The sequence below is a fragment of the Paenibacillus sp. BC26 genome (assembly GCF_900116125.1).
GTDB classification, from domain to species: Bacteria; Bacillota; Bacilli; order Paenibacillales; family Paenibacillaceae; genus Paenibacillus_Z; species Paenibacillus_Z lignilyticus.
On sequence record NZ_FPAD01000003.1, the window covers coordinates 447,094 to 467,104 of the forward strand.

At 49.5% G+C, this 20,011-nt stretch carries 15 protein-coding genes; 10 read left to right on the forward strand and 5 right to left on the reverse strand.

The genetic code is table 11. From position 1 onward, the window contains the following. Window positions 1–78: 78 nt before the first annotated feature. On the forward strand, window positions 79–2,166 hold the full coding sequence (locus BM412_RS23045; protein ID WP_091223662.1) for a GxGYxYP domain-containing protein: 2,088 nt from the start codon (window positions 79–81) through the stop codon (window positions 2,164–2,166). Window positions 2,167–2,905: 739 nt separating this feature from the next. Here BM412_RS23045 and BM412_RS23050 read toward each other — a convergent pair. Next, the gene (locus tag BM412_RS23050; RefSeq protein ID WP_091223664.1) at window positions 2,906–3,250 is read right to left on the reverse strand and encodes a helix-turn-helix domain-containing protein; all 345 of its coding nucleotides are present in this window, start codon (window positions 3,248–3,250) and stop codon (window positions 2,906–2,908) included. A gap of 174 nt (window positions 3,251–3,424) precedes the next feature. Between BM412_RS23050 and BM412_RS23055 the strand changes: the two genes are divergently transcribed. Beyond that, a complete protein-coding gene (locus BM412_RS23055; RefSeq protein WP_091223666.1) occupies window positions 3,425–3,841 on the forward strand; it encodes a hypothetical protein in 417 nt (138 codons plus the stop codon). 91 nt (window positions 3,842–3,932) lie between these two features. Here the strand turns inward: BM412_RS23055 and BM412_RS23060 are convergent, their stop codons facing one another. Then, window positions 3,933–4,979, reverse strand: coding sequence for a LacI family DNA-binding transcriptional regulator (locus tag BM412_RS23060; protein WP_091223668.1), 1,047 nt, complete (start codon window positions 4,977–4,979; stop codon window positions 3,933–3,935). Window positions 4,980–5,381: 402 nt separating this feature from the next. Between BM412_RS23060 and BM412_RS23065 the strand changes: the two genes are divergently transcribed. The 8 genes from BM412_RS23065 (at window position 5,382) to BM412_RS23100 (ending at window position 17,825) form a co-directional block, all read left to right on the forward strand. Then, on the forward strand, window positions 5,382–7,991 hold the full coding sequence (locus tag BM412_RS23065; RefSeq protein ID WP_091223670.1) for a cadherin-like beta sandwich domain-containing protein: 2,610 nt from the start codon (window positions 5,382–5,384) through the stop codon (window positions 7,989–7,991). Window positions 7,992–8,185: 194 nt separating this feature from the next. Next, entirely contained in the window at window positions 8,186–9,934 is a 1,749-nt protein-coding gene (locus BM412_RS23070; protein ID WP_218163177.1) for a sensor histidine kinase, read from the forward strand. Then, entirely contained in the window at window positions 9,931–10,704 is a 774-nt protein-coding gene (locus BM412_RS23075; protein ID WP_091223674.1) for a response regulator transcription factor, read from the forward strand. Before BM412_RS23070 ends, BM412_RS23075 begins: the two co-directional genes overlap by 4 nt. A gap of 201 nt (window positions 10,705–10,905) precedes the next feature. Beyond that, a complete protein-coding gene (locus BM412_RS23080; RefSeq protein WP_177246033.1) occupies window positions 10,906–12,636 on the forward strand; it encodes a type 2 periplasmic-binding domain-containing protein in 1,731 nt (576 codons plus the stop codon). Window positions 12,637–12,717: 81 nt separating this feature from the next. After that, on the forward strand, window positions 12,718–13,623 hold the full coding sequence (locus BM412_RS23085) for an ABC transporter permease (RefSeq protein ID WP_256256534.1): 906 nt from the start codon (window positions 12,718–12,720) through the stop codon (window positions 13,621–13,623). 18 nt (window positions 13,624–13,641) lie between these two features. Further along, window positions 13,642–14,526, forward strand: a complete 885-nt coding sequence (locus BM412_RS23090; protein ID WP_091223678.1) for a carbohydrate ABC transporter permease — start codon at window positions 13,642–13,644, stop codon at window positions 14,524–14,526. 142 nt (window positions 14,527–14,668) lie between these two features. After that, on the forward strand, window positions 14,669–15,775 hold the full coding sequence (locus BM412_RS23095; protein ID WP_091223679.1) for a glycoside hydrolase family 172 protein: 1,107 nt from the start codon (window positions 14,669–14,671) through the stop codon (window positions 15,773–15,775). 34 nt (window positions 15,776–15,809) lie between these two features. Further along, window positions 15,810–17,825, forward strand: a complete 2,016-nt coding sequence (locus BM412_RS23100) for a hypothetical protein (protein WP_091223682.1) — start codon at window positions 15,810–15,812, stop codon at window positions 17,823–17,825. 15 nt (window positions 17,826–17,840) lie between these two features. On the opposite strand, the gene BM412_RS32940 is transcribed toward BM412_RS23100, so the two are convergent. The 3 genes from BM412_RS32940 to BM412_RS23115 all read right to left on the reverse strand — a co-directional run bounded on the left by BM412_RS32940 (window position 17,841) and on the right by BM412_RS23115 (window position 19,532). After that, on the reverse strand, window positions 17,841–18,053 hold the full coding sequence (locus tag BM412_RS32940) for a helix-turn-helix transcriptional regulator (RefSeq protein ID WP_338044923.1): 213 nt from the start codon (window positions 18,051–18,053) through the stop codon (window positions 17,841–17,843). Between the two features lie 27 nt (window positions 18,054–18,080). After that, entirely contained in the window at window positions 18,081–18,980 is a 900-nt protein-coding gene (locus tag BM412_RS23110; RefSeq protein ID WP_091223686.1) for a hypothetical protein, read from the reverse strand. Between the two features lie 93 nt (window positions 18,981–19,073). After that, entirely contained in the window at window positions 19,074–19,532 is a 459-nt protein-coding gene (locus tag BM412_RS23115; protein ID WP_091223688.1) for a Calx-beta domain-containing protein, read from the reverse strand. Window positions 19,533–20,011 lie beyond the last annotated feature (479 nt).

Consider the following 20,011-nt stretch of genomic DNA (forward strand, 5'->3'; position numbering starts at 1 on the left):
GCTGCTGCTGTTAAGGAGGTGTGACTGCTAGCGTCTAGGACGGTTTTACAATCCCATAATGGAGAGGTGTAAGTAAATATGATCCGTAAGCTAACCGCACTCAGTCTGGCTTTAGTTTGCACAATGTCATTCTCATCCGGCACTTTTGCCGAGTCTCCTCAGGACAAATCTGCGGAGCCTCAGAATGCTGCAAACCAATCTGCGAGCAATTCATCCATCTCTTGGCCGAAGGATCAAATGCTCCCCAATTTCAAACAGGCGAAGCAACTGGATGTTGCTGATATTTATGACGCTCCGGGAGACATTAAGCTGTTGTTTAGCACGTTGCAGGGCATTGTGAATCGTCAGGAGCCGCGGATCTACCTCCTTGAGAACAAAGAAGAGGGTAAATTCAAATGGCTCAACGATTTGGACGTAAATTACCGTGTCCATGACAGCTACTGGGATATTCTGAAACGCTACAAAGGCGAAGTGAAAGGCATCGTTATTTACGATCCAGCCGTTCCGGACTCTATTAACGTTGCTACTACGCTGGCGGGGTTAAAGGGTGGCGTTGCCGTAAGCCCTGAGCTTGCCGCTCAGCTGAAAGCAGCTCCTTATAACCTAAGTGTGATTCAGGATTTGCAGGGCAAATTTAAGGACAAATTGGATGCTTACACATGGCAGTACGAGAATCTATGGAAAGACGCGACTCACCGGATGCTGGTCGGACTAAGCCCGGATACGACAGCGCGCGTACCGGTTGAACAGCCCGACCGCTTTGAAACGGTCGCGCAGGAGCCGAAGGAAGAGCGGGATGCCGCAAATCGTAAAGTCTACGACCTCGACTTGAGCAAATATCTGAGCAAGCCGGATGTTTATGTGAAGTTCGGGGATGCTTTCCCTGCTGACGGATGGGGTGCCGCGGTGCATGAGATCACCGTGAAAGCGGATGGCCAAGTCATTGCACACTTCCTTCCGGGTAAGCCTGAGGAAGAGCCGTTCCTCTACGATCCGCAAAGCTCGCAAGTTTCGGATGGCAGCGGCGGTCATCGTTTTGCCGATAACGGACGTTACTTCACGTATAAATTTACGCCGCCGGCCGGAACGAAAGAGCTGGTTGTATCCGCAGACATGTGGAACCAATACAAAGTAAGTGCCAGCAATGAGAAGCCGTTCACTTCGCTGACGAAGGAGCCGTATGGTTACCTGCGGGACTACGCGGTTGCCAATAAAGCGATGGTGTTCTGGCTTGATTCCAATGTTCCGGAGCAGAAGGCGCTCTTTGAGAAAATCCTCTCGGATGTGCAACCGGGCACGCCTTATTTGGGCTGGTTCAACAATGACGTGGAAGGCGAGTTCAACGGCGTTGAAATCACTTCCAACCACGGCGTTTATGTCTTGGCGGCAGACTGGTTTAGCAATTTGACTGTGTTCTCCGGCTCCAAGCCGAAGGACGTGAAGTCGAAAACGCCGGCTCCGGTGAAGCTGGAGAACAAAATCTATGTCTCCTATACGTTCAGCGAAGGGGACAACCTTCAATATAACCAACACCGGATGCGTATTCTGTGGGATGATCCAAGCCGCGGCCAAGTGCCGATTAACTGGACATCCAGCCCGCTGTTATATGATGCAGCTCCGGTGATGCTGAACTACTTCCGGAGTACGGCAACAGCGAATGATCAAATTATCGCCGGACCTTCCGGTGCCGGATACTTCTATCCGGATGCTTGGCCGGACAGCTCGTTCGCTGATTTCCTGAAGAGCAGCAAGAAGTATCTGAAACAGACCGGAATGGACATTCCTTATATCCTTAACCGTGTAGACGGGCAGAATATTCCGCTCAGCGATGCTAAGAGCACGGCATACCGCAAGGAATACAATCCATCTGGGGTATTCTTGAGCTGGGGAGATACTACCGAGGTGCAAATCAGCAATGGATTGCCGGTTTCGACAATCCGAGGCATTAGCGCCGTGAGCGAAGGTAAGAAGATTCTCGCCGATGCCAAAGCGAAATGGGATGGCAAATCGCCGCTCTTCATCTCGATTGGTCTGCTGGCTTGGAGCTTGACGCCTACGGACGTTGTTGCCATAACCGATTCTCTCGGACCGGAATATGACGTCGTCCTGGCGGACCAGTACTTCTCGCTGATTCGTCAAGCGAACAAACTGCCTAGCAAGCCGTAATGCGAAGTCGAACTGTAATATGCGAACAGGATACTTTAACAAAGTACCCTGCTCGCATCAGGGGCTGCTGAGACTTTCTCGGGCAGCTTGAGGACCACTGCAGAAGCAGTGGTCCTTTTGCGTTCATTTTCATGAACAAAACTTTAACGGTTGTCAGCGTGGCTATTTGGTGGGAAATAGCCTTTTTGAAAAGCTAACGGTTGTGACAGACGTTATTTGCAGCGAAATCGTCGATTCCCGGTGGAAAACGCTCCAATAAGCGCGCTGGCAACCGTTAGCATATAAAAAGGGTAAAGGGTTGTCAAATAACCGCTGTCACAACCGTTAGAGTTAGAGTCGGAGTTAGAGTAAGAGTAAGAGTAAGAGTAAGAGTAAGAGTTAGAGTTAGAGTTAGAGTTTGAGTTTGAATGCGACAGAGCATGCGCTCATCGCAAAACATGATGTTTCCTTTTTGGCTATTAAATATAAAAGGCTTCCCACCACCGTTCATTTGAACGTGAGGGAAGCCTCTTTTGTTACCATGTTTTACTAGTTTATGTCAACAATAATCTACCAATTTGAATCGATATTTCAAATCCGGCAAATCGATTTATACTAAGACTATAAGAACAGCTGCCAAAGGGGTAAGTTGAGTCCATGGACGAAGTTCGGCGCATGATCGAAGAATTGAAGAAGGAAATACCGGAATTACGTGATGTGCCGAGTGAGGAACTGATTGCGTTCATTCAGAATGCGATCATCATGTCATTTCTTCAAAAACCAACTGAATGATCTTCTCCAGCTTCTCTCGGGAACGCTCTCTGGTCAGATCAATGTTGTAGCGCTGCACGAGGTCCTTAATGATGATCTCCTCTTGCGTGGAAGCCATCGGCGTATGTGCGAATTCTTTGCCGGTCGTGAGCCAGTCCACGCTAACCTCGAAGAATGCCGCTATATGGGATGTCATATCATGGCCGGGCTCGCGTTTATTCGTCTCGTACATCCCTAACGTGCTTTTCCCGATCGATAATAACTTCGAAAACTCCTCTTGCGACAACCCCTTGCGATGCCTCAAGTAAGACAGGCGTTCTCCGAACGTACGCATCCGTTCACCTCCATGACGTCATCCAATCATTTGCTATTATAGCTTACAACCTATTGCCGAGGAAAATCGGACTCGAAAAGAGTCTTTTGTTATTTACAATCACGTAATGTGAACATATACTAATAGCTATAAAAGTCGCGTTATGTGATTGTAATAGGAGGTAGAATGCAATAGGTGGTCAACAAAAGCAGCGAGAGAACGGATTCCATATATGTCTACTGCGTCAAAATGGAACCGGTCAACAACCAGGTGATTTGCCGAAATTTGAATTTGGCCACAGAAGTACTGTACATGGGGGTAACGCCGCAGTTAAGGGGGAAGTCGAGCTATAAGCCCGGAATTCCGATGTTTGTCACGATGGATGGCGTCTACCTGCAATTAGTCAATGTGGAACACTATAAGCGGGTATTGACCCCGCTTGGCTATGATTTGTTTCATCCATCCTGTCTCGTTAATGTACCGCTCGTGGACCGAATTGAGGTAGGGTTGTACGGCAACGATGCCTATTTCAAGGGAGATGCGGGAATAAGCGTGCCGATTTCGAAAGCAAAGATTAAGAAATACTCGCATCTGCTGGTTAAGGTGAACTAATGGTTTCCATGTGAAACACAAAACAAAACAAAGGCTTCTCACCCTCGTTCGCCGCAACGATGGAAGTGGGAAGCCTTTGTTTGTTACATCGTTATCTCGCCGATGAACTCTCGCCAAGGACGACCTTGGTCGCCAGGCGCACCGTTTCATACGCGCGGTCAGGCTTGCTCATGCGGGCGAGCAGCTGCTCGGTTGCCCGCTGGCCGAGCTGGTACTCGTCGAGTGCGACGGTGGTAAGGGTGAAGCCGAGAAATTCGGCTTCACTAATCTGATCGAATCCGGTAACCGCGATATCGCGAGGGACCGCCTTGCCGATTTCCTTGAGGTATTTAATGACATGAAGGGCGATTTTGTCATTGGCGCATACGAAGGCGGTCGGCAGCTTCGGCAGATCCATCAAGGAACGTGCAATTCCTTCGTAGTTCTGGTAGCTTTCCGCGTTTGGCACCGTAATGCAGCAGGATGGCTGAATAGGCAAATCGGCATCGAAATGTGCGCGTTGGAAACCGAACCAACGCTCCATGAAGCTGCGGCAGGAGTGAATTTCACCGATAAATCCGATCTCCGTATGGCCGAGATTCATCAGATGCCTTGTAATCTGGTAGATGCTGTCTTCATTCTCCATAAAGACGACATCGGCCGGTAAATCGGACAACCGTGTATCGGGATGGATGTTAATGAATACTTTCGGATGCGGAAGAGCCATCAGTTTCTCTGTATAAGGCTTGTCGAAGCTGCCTGCTACGATAAATCCGGCAATGTCGCTTGCGAGCAGGGCCGGCAGCTCAAGCGCTTCAATATCTTCATTTTTAATAAAGCTAAGCTTCATCTCATAGCCGTTACGGCTGATCATCTGCTCGACGCCGCTTAAGACATTCAACCAGAAGCCTGTCCCGTGATTGATCTGGCTCTTGGTGATATACGCGATGCTCCGGGCTTTGCCTGCCGATTCGGAAGCCGCGGTACTACCGCTGACGGACAGCTTTAACTTCTTATACCCCATGGCAATGGCGTGGTCCACCACTCGCTTTCGCGTTTCGACGGTAATGCTGGGATGACCGTTAAGCGCCTTGGAAACCGTGTTCCGGGAAAGGCCGAGTGCTAGGGAAATATCGCTGGTCGTAATTTTTCTGCTCACGGTAATCCATCCTTCGATGTTGAGATCTCTCTTTTTATTGTAAATTAGCTAATGTTTTTGTCAATAAACAAAACGTAGTTTTTGTAACTAAACAAAAATAAGGATGAACTTAGCCTGAACAATCATCCTATTCGAAAATTGCATATTTACAGCTGTGTTTTCGAGCGCCTATAATCAGAATCACCAAAGAATGGATAGAGAGACATCGAAACTGTAATTTTTAATGTTACAAAACTAACAAAATTGTAACTTATTGAGTTGCAAAGGATAGTCACCAGCGAAGTCTCTGGTTCCCACATTTATGTAAGCGCTTCACGTTAGCGAGAGGGGGAGTTCTAGCGAGAATGTCAATGCTGGGCTTTAGGAATTTACTAAAACTATATTAGTTGGGGTGAATGAAGAATGATCAAGCTTCGTAAACAAATCGCCTTATTCCTCATCATGTCTATGCTGGCAGCCTTGCTTATCGTACCTGTTAGCGCGGATGCTGCGGCAGATACGGCACAATTCAATTTCGAGACCAACACACAAGGATTTACGGGAACGGCAGGTTCGACGGTTGCTGTCAGCTCCGAGAAGGCCTACCAAGGGAATCAATCCTTGAAAATGACGCTTAATGTGACAGGCTCACAAGGGCCATTCGCAAGACTGAGCTCTCCTGCCGGACTAACCGCAGGAAGCACGTATGAATTTCAGGTTTGGGTACCGAGCGGTGCAAGCATCGCAGGCGTGCAGCCTTATATGATGGACAGCACCTGGTCATGGACGGGCAACTTCGTGCCGTACACCAATTTGACGAAGGATGCATGGAACACGCTGACATTGACCATTCCGGCAGGTGCCAAGACGCCTTTCAATGAGTTTGGCGTGCAAGTGCAATCTAGCGGCGACTATGCAGGCAGCGTCTATATCGACAGCATCGGCATTCTTGGCGGAACGCCTATTGAAGTTCCGAATCCTGCAGGCCTAAGCGATCTTCGCGTCAACGGCACTACTGTAGCCGGCTTCACCAGCAAAGACTTCTCATACATCGCACACGTTCCGAACGGTATAACTTCAGCTGCTGTAACGGCTGCAACTATCGCCGCTGATGCAACCGTAACGATTACCGGAGGCCGCAATCTTGCCGTTGGCGAGAATGCCGTTACGGTAGAGGTAACAGCAAAGGATCTGACTAAGCAGACGTATACGATTAAACTGATCCGCGATCTTCCTTCCGGTCAAGGCAACCGAATCACGGTACAAGGCACGGAGTTCTATGCCGGCCATGAGCGCATTTGGTTTAACGGAGCCAATACGCCTTGGGATAACTGGAATGATTTTGGCGGCGATTTCGACTATGACTTCTGGGATACTCACTTCGCGCTGCTGCATGCGAACGGCGTGAATGCCTCCCGCGTCTGGATTACTTCCAACGGAGAAGTGGGCATCAACATCGATGCTGACGGACATGTGTCCGGCGCGACTGCGGCACACTGGAATGACCTGGACAGCTTGTTCTACCTGGCACAGAAGCATGGCGTCTACATCATGGCGACGCTGCTTTCATTCGACCATATGAAGAACTCCCATCCGAGCTACGACAGCTGGAGAAAGATGCTGATGAGCGAGGCTAACATCGACTCTTACGTCAATAACTACGTTATTCCGTTCACGAACCGGTACAAAGACAACCCTTATCTATGGTCGATCGACTTTATGAACGAGCCGGATTGGGTGTTCGAGGAAAGCAAGCTTCCTTGGGAGAACCTGCAATCCCTCTTCGCCAAAATGAGCGTAGGCGTTCATGCAAACAGCAATGTGCTTACAACAGTAGGCGTCGCGATGATCAAATACAACAGCGACACCTGTACCGAAGGATGCCAAGGCAATAAAGTCGGCGACAATGCGTTGATGGCCAGAGTCGGCGGCAACCCGCAGGCGAAGCTTGATTTCTGGTCGCCGCATTACTACGACTGGATGGGTCAATATTGGGGGAACCCGATGTACATGACGCCGGAGCAGTTCGGATTATCGGCGGATCGTCCTGCGGTTATTGGCGAGACCGCCGCACTCGGCACGGCAGGACATACACTCACGCAAGATTATGTCAGTGCCTATGCGAATGGCTGGCAAGGCATGATGCCATGGACCTCCAACGGCGTGGACGGACTTGGTGATATTACAAGGGTCGGTCCGGCGGCAAGCAGCTTCTACAATCAGCATCCTGACTTGGTTTATCCATCCGGCATTTCCAAGAATGCGGACCTTAAAGACCTGAAGGTCGATGGCGTCACGGTTGCAGGTTTCGATGCCGAAACACTCTCTTATTCCTTGCAAGTACCTAACACAACAACATCGATCGCGGTGACGGCGACTGCTGATCCGTATGCAACGGTTGTCGTAACTGGCGGTACGGCGCTTGCTGTTGGTAACAACACGGCGACGGTAACGGTAACAGCTGAGAACGGCAGCAGCAAAGTATATACGCTGACGGTTACTCGGGCTAAATCCAGCAACACCGCGCTAAGCGAGCTGAAAATTAACGGGCAATCGCTGATTGCTTTAGTACCTGGCAAATTTGCGTACTCCATAACCGTGCCAAACAATATGATTGTGGTGTATGTGAGTGCTAAAGCGGCAAGTGAGACGGCCAAGGTAGCCGTCGATCCTGCTCTGTCCCTCGTCATTGGGAGCAATCAAGTAAACGTACAGGTAACGGCAGAGGACGGAACCAAGCAAACCTACACCATCACAATCAATCGTGCCAAATCCGGCAATGCGAGCTTAAGTGGTTTGTTCGTTGACGGAAAGTCGGTACCGAGCTTCTCGCCGGACAATCTGACTTATAAAGTGAAAGTGCCTCGCAGCAAGAAGTCGGTGACTGTGAACGCTATTGCAGCAGACTGGAACGCAAAGGCAACGATATCCGGCGGCAGCAATCTCGTCGTTGGGAACAACACGGTAACGGTGACCGTAACGGCGCAGGACGGAACGAAGAAGATTTACACAATCACCGTCGTTCGCGGCTAAAAACAACTATAGCAATCACTTCCAATCGGAGGCTGGTCCTTAGTCATTGACTAAGGCCAGCCTTGCTTCGTAGGCGGGGAGTGAGTGTTTTGTCAAATTATGTATGATTGTGGCGGATTGACGGTTCCCTTTTACATTCCTTACAATAATAACAATCAATGGAAACTAATCATCAGGAGCGGGGGAACCACAAATTGCTGCCGAAATCATCGTACTCTTTAAAGAACAGGGCGTATTTTTTCCTAATCCTCAGCTCCATCATTCCGTTATCGCTAATCGGCTATATCTCCTATGTATCTATGATTTCGTTGCTAAACACGAATATCGATGATGGCATTCACAGCAATATGAAACAGTTTCAAATTAGCGTGGACCATGTGTTCTCGAATTTAGAAGATTCGGCGCTCCAGCTTGCGATGTATAACGGACGAGTGGCGGATGACATTGAGACTTTTATTGATACGAAAGATATTTTGACCAAATACGAGAAGAAGAAAGCGGTCATTGAGAGCATCTCGCTCATTAATGCCGCGAAGCCGGACCTTGGGCTCATTTTCTTCTATTATGCCAATAAGAATCAGGTCATGTTCGAGAATCAGAGCGTGACGGAAGGATTTAGCCTAGAGCTGCTGCCCGAGCTTGCGGATGGCATTAACGCCACTTTCTATGGGCCTCATATGACGGTAAAGTCGACGAAGGATATGCAGGTTTTCTCCATCGCGCGCAAGGTGAACCTCATTGAGGGAGCCGATTTATACGTTTATGTCGAGACCGGCATCAAGCTGTTTGAAGATCTCTTGAAATCGCAGCGGTACAAGCTGGATGTATCCTCCATTCTGCTGAACGATAAGGGACAGGTCATGTACAGCCAGCGTCCGGAGGATTTCGCGATCGGCGAGCGAATCGATGTCAAGCAGCTCAGCAGTACGAGCAAATCCGATACGATCAAGCCGGGCTATTATGTCTTCTCGCAGAAGGGCGAGCAGGGATGGTATATTCTCTCCGCCGTGAAGACGGAAGCCTATAGCGCGGACGTTAAGAAGTGGATCGGCAAATTCGCGCTGTTCGCCGCACTGTCGATTGTCATCAGCTTGTTTCTGGGGCTCTCCATATGGAGAATTGTCTCGCGGCCGCTGCGGACCATTAACAGAGAGATTATTTTGCTGGCGCACAACAAATTTAATTCCAAAGTGAAGATGACCGGCATTGTAGAGTTTGATCGTTTACTAGAGCAGTTTAACGATATGAAAATCAAAATCTCCGATTTGTTCAAGGAACTGGAAGAGAAGGAGCGCAAGAAGCGAGTCATTGAGGTGGAGAAAATTCTGCATCAAATCAATCCTCACTTCTTGCATAATACGCTGAACACCGTCCAGTGGCTGGCCAGAATGAATGGGCAGGACGAGATTGACCGTCTGGTCGCCTTATTCACGAGAGTGCTTCACTATAATCTGGGCAAGGAAGGCGGCATCGTCTCCTTGAACGAGGAAGTGGAGGCGCTTCAGAACTATGTGGATTTGCAGCGAATCCGGTATGCCTATCATTTTGACGTGCAAATTGTCGTAGATCCTGCGCTTGGTGACGTTAGTATCCCGCGGTTTATCATGCAGCCGATTGTCGAGAATGCCATCTATCATGGACTCAAGGATGAAAGCGGATCCATAAAGATCGCCGTATATGAGCAGGACAAGCAGTTGATTATTACCGTTGAGGACAGCGGGGAAGGTATGACCGACGCGGACATTGCAAGAATGCTGGAGCCGCAATCCGAGGAGCACAAGAAGGTTGGTATGGGAATCGGACTAAGTTATGTCAAATACATGCTGGAAGTGAATTACGGTCAAGAGGCCGAAATGGACATCAAGGGCGAGAGGGGCAAAGGCACCGTATTCAAGCTCCGCCTACCCATCAACCGCAGAGCGCATAAGGAGGAATTACAATGATCAGAACTTTAATCGTAGATGATGAAATCTATGTGAGAAAAGGGCTTATTTCCGTGCTTCCGTGGGAGAAATTCAGCTTCAAGATCGTCGGCGACGTCAGCAGCGGCGACAAAGCGCTTGAGTTTCTGAAAGGCAACGGCGTCGATGTCATGTTTATGGACCTGACGATGCCGGGCATGTCGGGGTTCGAGCTCATGAAGGAAACGCAAAACAGCTTCCCCGATCTGAAGGTGGTCGTGCTGACCTGCCATCAAGACTTTGAGTTCATTCAAGAGACGATGCGCCTTGGCGCGATTGATTATATCGTGAAAACACAGCTGGAGAAAGAGAAGCTCGAGGATGTGCTGGCGCGAATCGAGAGCCGCATCCGCCGCGAGAACAAAGACCGGAGCGGGAGCGAGTATGCGCCGATCTTCAAGAACGAGCAGGGGAAGCGATATTCGGAGGAAGTCGTCTCCTGCATTAACAACGCGGTGAAATTTATGAACGAGCATTTATTCCATGGCATTAACCAAGAAGAGGTTGCCAAGGCCGTCAATATGAGCAGAGGGTATTTCAGCCTGTGCTTCAAGGATATCGTGGGAACCCCGTTCAGCGATTATTTGAAAAACTTGAAGATTCAATCCGCCGAATCGCTGCTGCGCAAAACGAGCAAGCCCGTCTACTTGATCGCCGACCAGCTCGGCTTCCAAGACGAGAAGTATTTCAGCAAGCTGTTCCGCGAGCATTGCGGTATGACGCCCACAGAGTTCCGGGAACGAAATCGGTAATGGATGAATTGGCAATTTAAGCGCTTTCAACAACAAGGGAAGATTATGCTGAACTAGTACGAAATTTGTATTGGAAACATGTACATTTGATAACCGGATTCCCAGTTGCTGATGATGATTGTCTATCTCGTCCTTCCGCAATTCAGGCTTACTATAGAGATACGCAATACAACAAATTCACAGAGGTCAAGGGGGATTCAAGTGAACAACAAAGTAAAGGCAGCAGCATCGATTTCACTGATCGCGGCGTTAATGTTGACTAGCGCAGCATGCGGCAATTCGAACAACACAAGCGAGAACGGTAACACTGCGGCAACTAACAATGCAGCGGCAACGAATGAAACCGGTACGAATAACGCGGCAGCAGAAAACACTGCGCCTGCTGAGAAGCCTGATCCGTTTGCCAAGATGGATGAGTTGGTTGAATTCACTACAGGGATCTCGATTTCCGCGGAAGCGAAACCGCCTGCCGGAGAGAGCTTTGAGAATAACGATGTACAGAAATGGTTTGAAGAGAATTTGAATGTGAAGCCGAAGATGGCTTGGTCGACAAGCGACCAGAACTTTGCTTTCGAGCAGAAGGTCAGCTTGCTGATTGCGGCAAACAACATTCCGGACGTGCTGTCGATCAGCGTGGATCCGAACGGTCTGAGCATCTTGAAGAAACTGATTAAAGCAGACATGATCGAGGATCTGTCTAAGGTATATGAAGATTATGCATCGCCATTCCTGAAAGAAAGCATTGCACTAGGCGGACCGGATGCGCTGAACGCGGTTTCCTCCGACGGCAAGCTTTATGCGATTCCATCGATCGCAGACGTTGAAACGGCAATCCCGGTTATTTGGACACGGAAGGATTGGCTGGATCAAGTAGGTCTTCCTGAACCGAAAACGCTTGATGATGTAGAGACCGCGCTTAAAGCGTTCAAAGACAAATTCGGTGCAGGCGTGCTTCCTGCTCAACAGAATATTTACGGCGCAGACACAAACTCCTTTGACTTCGTATTCGGAGCATACAATTCCTATCCGGGCCAATGGGTGAAAACAGCTGACGGAAGCGTAGGTTATGGTTCCGTTCAGCCTGAAATGAAAGGCGCGCTGGAAAGATTGGCGAAATGGTACAAAGAGGGCATGATCGCGCCTGATTTCATCATGAATGACAGCAACAAATCGGTTGAAATGATTGCTAAAGGCAAAGCAGGTGTCTTCCAAGGCGCTTGGTGGTCCACTTGGTATCCGCTTCCTGACTCCATCAAGAACGATCACAACGCGAACTGGCAGGCGACTGTACTGCAAGGTGTAGACGGCGTTGCTCATGCTAAAGGTTACGGTGCGGTTAGATCGTTTGTTGTCGTGAAGAAAGGTTTCAGCCATCCGGAAGCCATCATGAAAATGCTGAACTATGCGCAAGAAGCAAACACGAAACATCTGGATTGGTACAATAAGCTAACTATCGACGAAGGCGCTAAATATTTGAATGCGAAAATGCCTTTGCTGCCGGTTGGCGTAAGCGCGAAGGACCCGCATGAAATTACGGTTCGTTACAAAGCGATTCAAGATGTCCTAAACGGCACAACGCCTATGGACAAAGCAGATCCGGAGTCGAAAGCGCAAGCAACGGCGATTCAGAACTACGAGAAAGCTACGGATAAATTTGCGGATATGGGTCTGTGGAGCCTTGCTAACCAATTCGCGGTCGGCGCAGCAGGTCTGGTTAAAAACCCGGTTCAACAAACACTTCCGGCATTTATCGGTTCGACCGATTTGATGCAGAAGAAGAAAGCTTCCATGGATGACCTGGAGAAGAAGACTTTCCTTGAAATCATTACAGGCAAGAAATCGATTGACGAGTTCGATAGCTTCGTGAAGCTCTGGAACGACATGGGCGGTAAAGATATCACGGCCGAAGTGAATGATATCGTAGGTAAATAATTCAGATTTCTTACTCTTTAACAAGTGCTGAGCTGCCCCCAGCCTCAGCACTTGTTTCATCCGAATTGAGGTGGAATGATGTTGAAGACGAACAGAGTGCGTAGCAAGGAAGCCATCCACTATCACTTCATGTTGTTTCCGAGTATTGTCCTATTGGCTATTTTCAGCATTTATCCAACGCTTGGATCTATCATGGCTTTCAAATATTTTGATCCGATCGCTGGCATATGGGGATCGCCCTGGGCGGGGCTGGACCATTTCAAAATGCTGTTTCAAATACCGGAGTTTAGACAGATTACCATTAATACGATTACGATCTCTATTATCAAAATCATCCTCAATATTTCCTGCGCGCTTGCTTTCGCTTTGCTGCTGCACGAAATCAAGAAAAAGTGGTTCAAGAGATCGGTACAGACGATCGTGTATCTGCCGTTCTTTCTATCGTGGGTTATTATGGCCGGTATTTTCAAAGACTTCTTCTCGATTGACGGTTTGATTAACGGCTTGGTTCACAAAATCTCCGGCGGCGAGCCGACCATGTTCTTCAATAATAATACCTGGTTTATGATCATCATCTATTTAACGGATGTGTGGAAGGGCTTCGGATTTAATGCCATCGTCTTCTTGGCGGCGCTAACGGCTATTAATCCGAATCTGTATGAGGCTGCTGATGTGGATGGCGCTTCAAGATGGGCGAAATTGGTGAATATTACGCTGCCGAGTATCAAGGGTACGGTTATATTGATTCTGATCCTGAGTCTTCAAGGTATTCTTAGCGGAGGCTTTGACCAGATCTTCAACTTGTACAATCCGCTGGTCTATCAAGTTGCGGATATCTATGACACGTATATTTACCGGATGGGTTTCCAGAGCAATCAATATGAATTTGCTACTGCAGTAGGGCTGTTCCGATCGGCAGTTGCCTTTATATTTATTCTAATCTCGCAATGGCTGGCAGAAAAATACGGCGAATATAAAGTGTTCTAGACGATTGGGGTGAAACGGATGGGAATTCGGTTAACGAAAAGCGATATTATCACCAACACGATCATATACGGTATTCTGACCTTGTTGGCCGTCATTACACTTGTTCCGCTGCTCAACATCCTGGCTATTTCATTGAGCGACAGCGCCAAAGCGACGGCAGGTCTCGTAACGATTTATCCGCTTGGCCTGAGCTGGAAGACATACACGACGATTTTCCAAGATCACGCCATTCTGACTGCGGCCGGCGTATCGATCAAACGGGTAATCCTTGCTTTGATCATTAATATGGTGCTGGTTGTCCTGGCTGCTTATCCGCTGTCCAGAAGTAAGAAGGCATTCCGTTCCAGAGGCGTGTACATGTGGATTATTATCGCCACGATGCTGTTTGGACCGAGCGTTGTCCCGATGTTCTTTACAGTGAAGGATATGCACATGCTTGGGACGATCTGGGCGCTTGTCATTCCCGGCGCTGTCGGTCAATTCAATATTATCCTCATGCTTAACTATTTCAGGAATATTCCTTCTGAGCTTGAAGAATCCGCGAGTATTGACGGAGCGGGGCCGTGGCGCAGATTGCTGCAAATCTATATTCCGCTGTCCATGCCGATTATGGCGACCATTGCGCTCTTCGTCGTTGTCGGTAACTGGAACGCTTATTACGATGGCTTGATTTACTCCATGACAACGGATGATTTCCCGCTGCAAACTTACATCCAGCAGCTTGTCGTGAAATTCGATACGACGGTTCGCGATGTAGAGCAGATCAAGAGCATGGCTTCGGTATCCAACCGCAGCTTGACCGCTGCGAAGCTCGTCATCACCATGATTCCGATTCTGGTCGTGTATCCGTTCATGCAGAAGTATTTCATTAGCGGTATTATGCTGGGTTCGGTGAAAGAGTAGGCTGTAATGAAGGAGAGGCTTCGAAGCGTGTTCATTGAACCGATTCGGGGTCTTTTTGATTTCTTTAGATAAGGGTTAGAGGAAGTGGCATTAATAGGTAGAAGAACAATGATATCCCTAAATTGACGGAGGTAGCTGCAGCATGCTGTATGAGTTGAAGAACATAGAGAGCCGTGCATTTACGTCGGAAAATAAAACAGGAGCAATCGGCGCAGGAGGTCAAGCGCAGAATGGCCGGAAGGGTTCGCCGTGCATCGAAGGGTTCCGGAAAGGTCAGACGATCGAGCTGGTCAATTGCGACGGACCGGGGATGATACGTCATATATGGATCACGCTTCCGCCTGGCAACATCGATCATATGCGTAACGTCATCATTCGGATGTATTGGGATGATCAGACACACCCGAGCGTGGAAGCGCCTATCGGTGACTTCTTCGGCGTGGCGCATGGCCGGCAGAAAGTGATGTTATCCGACTGCGTCACGATGCAGAGCGGGAAAGGGCTGAACTGCTGGATTCCGATGCCCTTTAAGGAGAAGGCGATCGTAACCATCGAGAATGACTCCGGCTCTGATGTATCTCATTTGTTCTATCAATTCGACGTGACGCGCGGCGATGAGTTGGACGAGTCGACCGGTTATTTTCATGCCCAATTTAGACGCAGCAATCCGTGCCCGATGCATGAGGATTTCGTCATCGCGGACAACATTAAAGGGCGGGGCGTTTATCTCGGAACGACGCTTGGCGTACGCAGCATCTACCGGGACTGCTGGTGGGGAGAGGGAGAAGTGAAGTTCTATATCGATGGCGATTCGGATTATCCGACCATCTGCGGAACAGGTGCCGAGGATTATATGGGCTCCGCTTGGGGGCTTGATGAGGTGCTGACACCTTATCAAGGTGCACCGCTCGTTGATCATGACAACGGCCTTTATTCCATCTATCGTTTCCATGTCCGCGACCCGATCTATTTCCAAGACAGCTTGAAGGTGACGGTACAGCAAATCGGCTACGGCTCCGGCGCCAAAGCACAGGCCTATTGGGGAGATGACTTTACGAGGTATCGGGCAGCGGGTAATGGGCCAGATGCGGATGATTGTTATTTCGAGCTGAGCGATGATTATTGTGCGGTCGCCTACTGGTATCAGTCGCTGCCTTCGCAGCCGTTTGCCGGCTTTCCGGTCAGGGAGGATCGGATAAAGGATTTGCTGAGTGGCGAAACGGACGGCCCGAAGCGCAGCGACGTGTAATCCAATAGAACCAGCACAAAGGGAGGATTCTCTGATGCAGTATAGTTCATGGCTTGGTAATGTGCTTGGTTTCCGGTGGTTTGAGAATGGGGAATGGCACAGCTATAATCTTGAACGTACCGATTCCGATGTAACGGAATGGAACGGTCTCGCAGCGGATGGCGGAGGGGTTCACGTTAAGATAGCCCCTGATGAAGGAGAGTCGAACGATTACAGCTGCAGTCGTGTGGAAGTGCGCCTAAGCCCGAGTAGTGATGGCCTGCTTGGCGGATTTCAATTCGTAATGCCGGTCGATCCGGCGCTCGAGCTTAGCTGGAAGACTCATCTTACGCCGCTTGAGGGGATGACGATTGGAGATATCGTATTTCGGTCGCCGGCCATTATTCTGGAGAACGAGTCGAGAATGTGCGCGTTAATTCCGGATATTACCCATTTGTCGGCAGCGAATCGGGTGATCCCTCACATCATGGATTATGAGCTGTCCACTCACTCGCTTTATTATGGTGTCTCGGATTATCGTGAAACCGGGCATGTGTACTATCAACTGGAGCCGAAGCCGCGCGCAGTTCAGGGGCCGATTGTGCTCCGCTTCTATCTGGTGGAGTGGGCCAAGTCGGAAGCGAGCGTGTCGCGGGATTATCGACCGGTCGAGCAATTCCTATGGGAACGGTTTGCATCCGCCGCTATGACTGCTGTAGAACCTGATAGCGGTCTCCGAGAGCTGGAGCGCTATACCAAATACGCCTATGAATGGGCATTCGAACGGTGGGAACCGGTCACTTGGCAGCAATTTGAGCTGGACGGCGAGGAAGTCGGCGGCGTAGTTTTCATTGTCACGACTAGGCAGCAACCGGGTTATGGACAGGAAGAGGCGTGGCGCGAGAAGAAGAGCATCTGGAATCAAGCCTGGTTCTGCAGTCTTCGCAGCGCATATGGCTATTGGATGTGGGGGAAGGCATGGGGCAAACAGAGCTGGATGCAGAAGGCGGAGAAGTCGCTGGCCTTCGCGCTTGCAGCGCCGCAGACGAACGGGTTGTTCCCGGCTTGTTATATGGCAGGACCGGATAATCGTTGGGAGGATGGACGCTGGGTTATGTCCCATTCCCGTGTTCCTAAGGGGCAGAATGATTTTGCGCATTTGCTCGATTGCTCATGGACAAGCATCTGGCTGCTGAAGTGGTACGGGGATATCGACAAGGATGAACGGATCATGAACTATGTGGATCGTTATGTAAAGACACTGCTGGAGCTGCAAGAAGAGGATGGCAGCTTCCCGGCATGGGTTCATCCGCAGACTTTGGAACGCTCCGAGTATCTCAGGGTCAGCTCTGAAACGGCAGCACATATTATGCTGCTATGCAGCTTGTACCGGCTGCGGCCGGAGCCGGAGTATCTGGAAGCGGCCGAACGCGGAGCGGCTTTCCTGGAGAAGCATATCATTGCGGAAGGACGCTGGGAGGATTTCGAAACGTACTGGTCATGCGCCGGGATGTGGGAGCAGAAGCAGCCGGGTGTTCGCGATGCAAGGAGCGGCTTGTACAGCCAATGTAATTTCGGGATGTACTGGACTGCTGAAGCGATGCGCGATCTGTATCTGCTTACGGGCAACGCCGATTATTTGGAACAAGGCCGAATTGTGCTGGCTGAAGCATCGCTGTACCAGCAAATCTGGCAGCCGCCTTTCCACAGTGTGCCTACGGTTGGCGGCTTCGGTGTGATGAACTGCGATTCGGAATGGAACGACGCCAGACAAAGCTTATTTGCCGGCATCTACATGGGCTACTATGAAACGACAGGCGATAAAGCCTATCGATACCGCGCCTATTGGGCGATGAAGGCATCGTTCTATATGATGTACTGCCCGGAGAACATGGATGTGAAGGCAAAGTACGAGCAAGTCCATCCCCATATGAAGGAATGCGATTATGGCTTTCATATGGAGAATGTCAATCATTCCGATGGTAAGGCTGTCGGTGAATTTACGATCTTCGATTGGGGCTGCGGAGCGGCATCCACGGCACTGTATGAGCTGAGCAAGAAGCAGCCGTAAGCGCGGAACGTCGATCTAAGCCTCCTGTTTCGGAGCGTTGATAATTTGCTCTACCGGAATATTAAACGTTGCAGCCAATAGAACGATAATGTCGAGTGGGGGTTTCCTTCTGTTCTTCTCGTAATGCGAGAGCGTAGATCTGGAAATCCCCAGTGTTCGGGCTAAGTCTTCTTGCTTCATTGCCCGGGATTCCCTTAACTCCGCAATGGTATTACCAAGGTGTAACACCAATTTAATCCCTCCATTAGTCTAGCATCACTTATTCGTTACTTTAATGGTTCCATACACACTGCTTGAAGCATTGCCGACGATTTGAATGGATAAATTCTCTTCCTCCGTGAGATCGGAAATCGGAGTGAAGGAGAGAATTCCTGTTTTGCTGTAGGTTACGTTTTGTAACGCGATAAGTTTATTATTGCGTGTTGCCGTAATGATGAAATCACGCAGCGACAGCTCCCGATCCGCTTCCATCTGAAGGGTAAGCTGAATGGTACCGGCAGTCAGATCCGGCTTGGCGCTGGTAAGCTGGACCGAAATGGGACGCCAGCTGTAGACGGTATTTGAAATAACGATCGGTTTAGCAAACGTGATCGCGTAATTTACGAAAGGTTTTGCATTCGGAATGGTAATGATCCAGTGAAATCCATCATTCTCCGCAGCGGGCTCTACATTGACGGGTCCGTTGTTTGCTTTAATATACTTCTCAAGCTGTTCCGGACTTGTTTTCTGAGTAGATGTTAATTCGAACATACCGATATCCAGAAAGAAACCCAGTTCTCCATCAATATAATCGCTGCGCCACAGCAGACTGAGATCGACCGTGTTGGCTCGACCAAGCTCTTTGCCAAGCTTCACGGGGTAGCCATGCCCTTTGACAGCTTTGTCGATAACCCCGTAGTAGGATTTGTTGGACCCGCCGTACTGTTCGGTAAACCACTTGATTTTCTTGTTCGGGATCGCGAAATTCGCTTCAAGCTGCTTTAGCGTGATCGGTTTGGACAAGGTGACTGTAAATTGTCCGGGCTGGAGCTGCTCTTCCAACGTCAGAATAGTAGATTTAGCGGATGTGTAATTCGTTTGAGCATGGACCGCTGTTCCGGCAGATAGCGCAATTAACAGCGAAATCAGGAGAGCAATACTTCGTTTAATGAGCATGAACGATGCCCCTTTCGATCCGGATAGTTTAAGATGAGGCGACTTGCAGCCTCTGCCGTAAGCTAATGCATACAGCCGCCTCATTTTCGAAGCTTATTTGTCGTTATCCCAAATAGTAACGAAGGAGATGAAGAGTCCTAACGTTGCACCGCCGGTTGGTTCTTTCAAATAGACGTTGAAGGCTTCCAGAAACTCTTTCTTGGAATCGTCAACAATTGGCACCGTGAATGTTTTCCTTGTTTCGCCGTCTCCGAATACGAGAGTGCCTGAAACATGGTTGAAGTCTTCACCGGCTTTGGCTGTAAAGCTGCAATTGCAGTAGTTCACTGTCACTACACCGTCTTTACCGCCAATTCGATCCACGGTAATCGTAACGGACCCTTTGTTTTCGGAAACGTCGTAACTCAGCTCAGTCAGAGTTAGTTTCCCGGGCTTTTTCGGTTCATCGCGCGGCTTTGCCGATGCTTGAAGCGGTGCTGCGAGCAGGAAGATCATGCAGAATGCGAGAAACAGGAAAGATAGCTTTTTGAAGCTTGGTGTCGAACGAAGCATGAAAAAACCTCCATATCCAGTTATTTTGATACAAATTGTAGCCAAATATATTGTATGATACTGATTGTAACGTGTCAATCGTATTTTAGTAGATTCAGTGCTGCGTGCAGCCAACCGAAAAAAGCCCGGCGCTCTAGGGCCGCTTAGCGAGCTGAGCGTCCCGAGATGGAACTCTCGTGGTGAAACCGCGAGAAAAAGTAGCTGAGAGCAGGAAAATCCGTCTCGCAGCACCGGAAACGACCCCGAACTGCCCGCGCCGGAGGCTGAAAGTCGGAAAATCCGACTCTCAGCACCGGAAACCACCCCAAACTGCCCGAGCCGGAGGCTGAAAGTCGGAAAATCCGTCTCTCAGCACCGGAAACGACCCCGAACTGCCCGCGCCGGAGGCTGAAAGTCGGAAAATCCGACTCTCAGAGGAACCTGGTCCGGTCTATTCCCCGCTCAGGAAGCTGAGAGTTCCGAAATGGAACTCTCAGTGG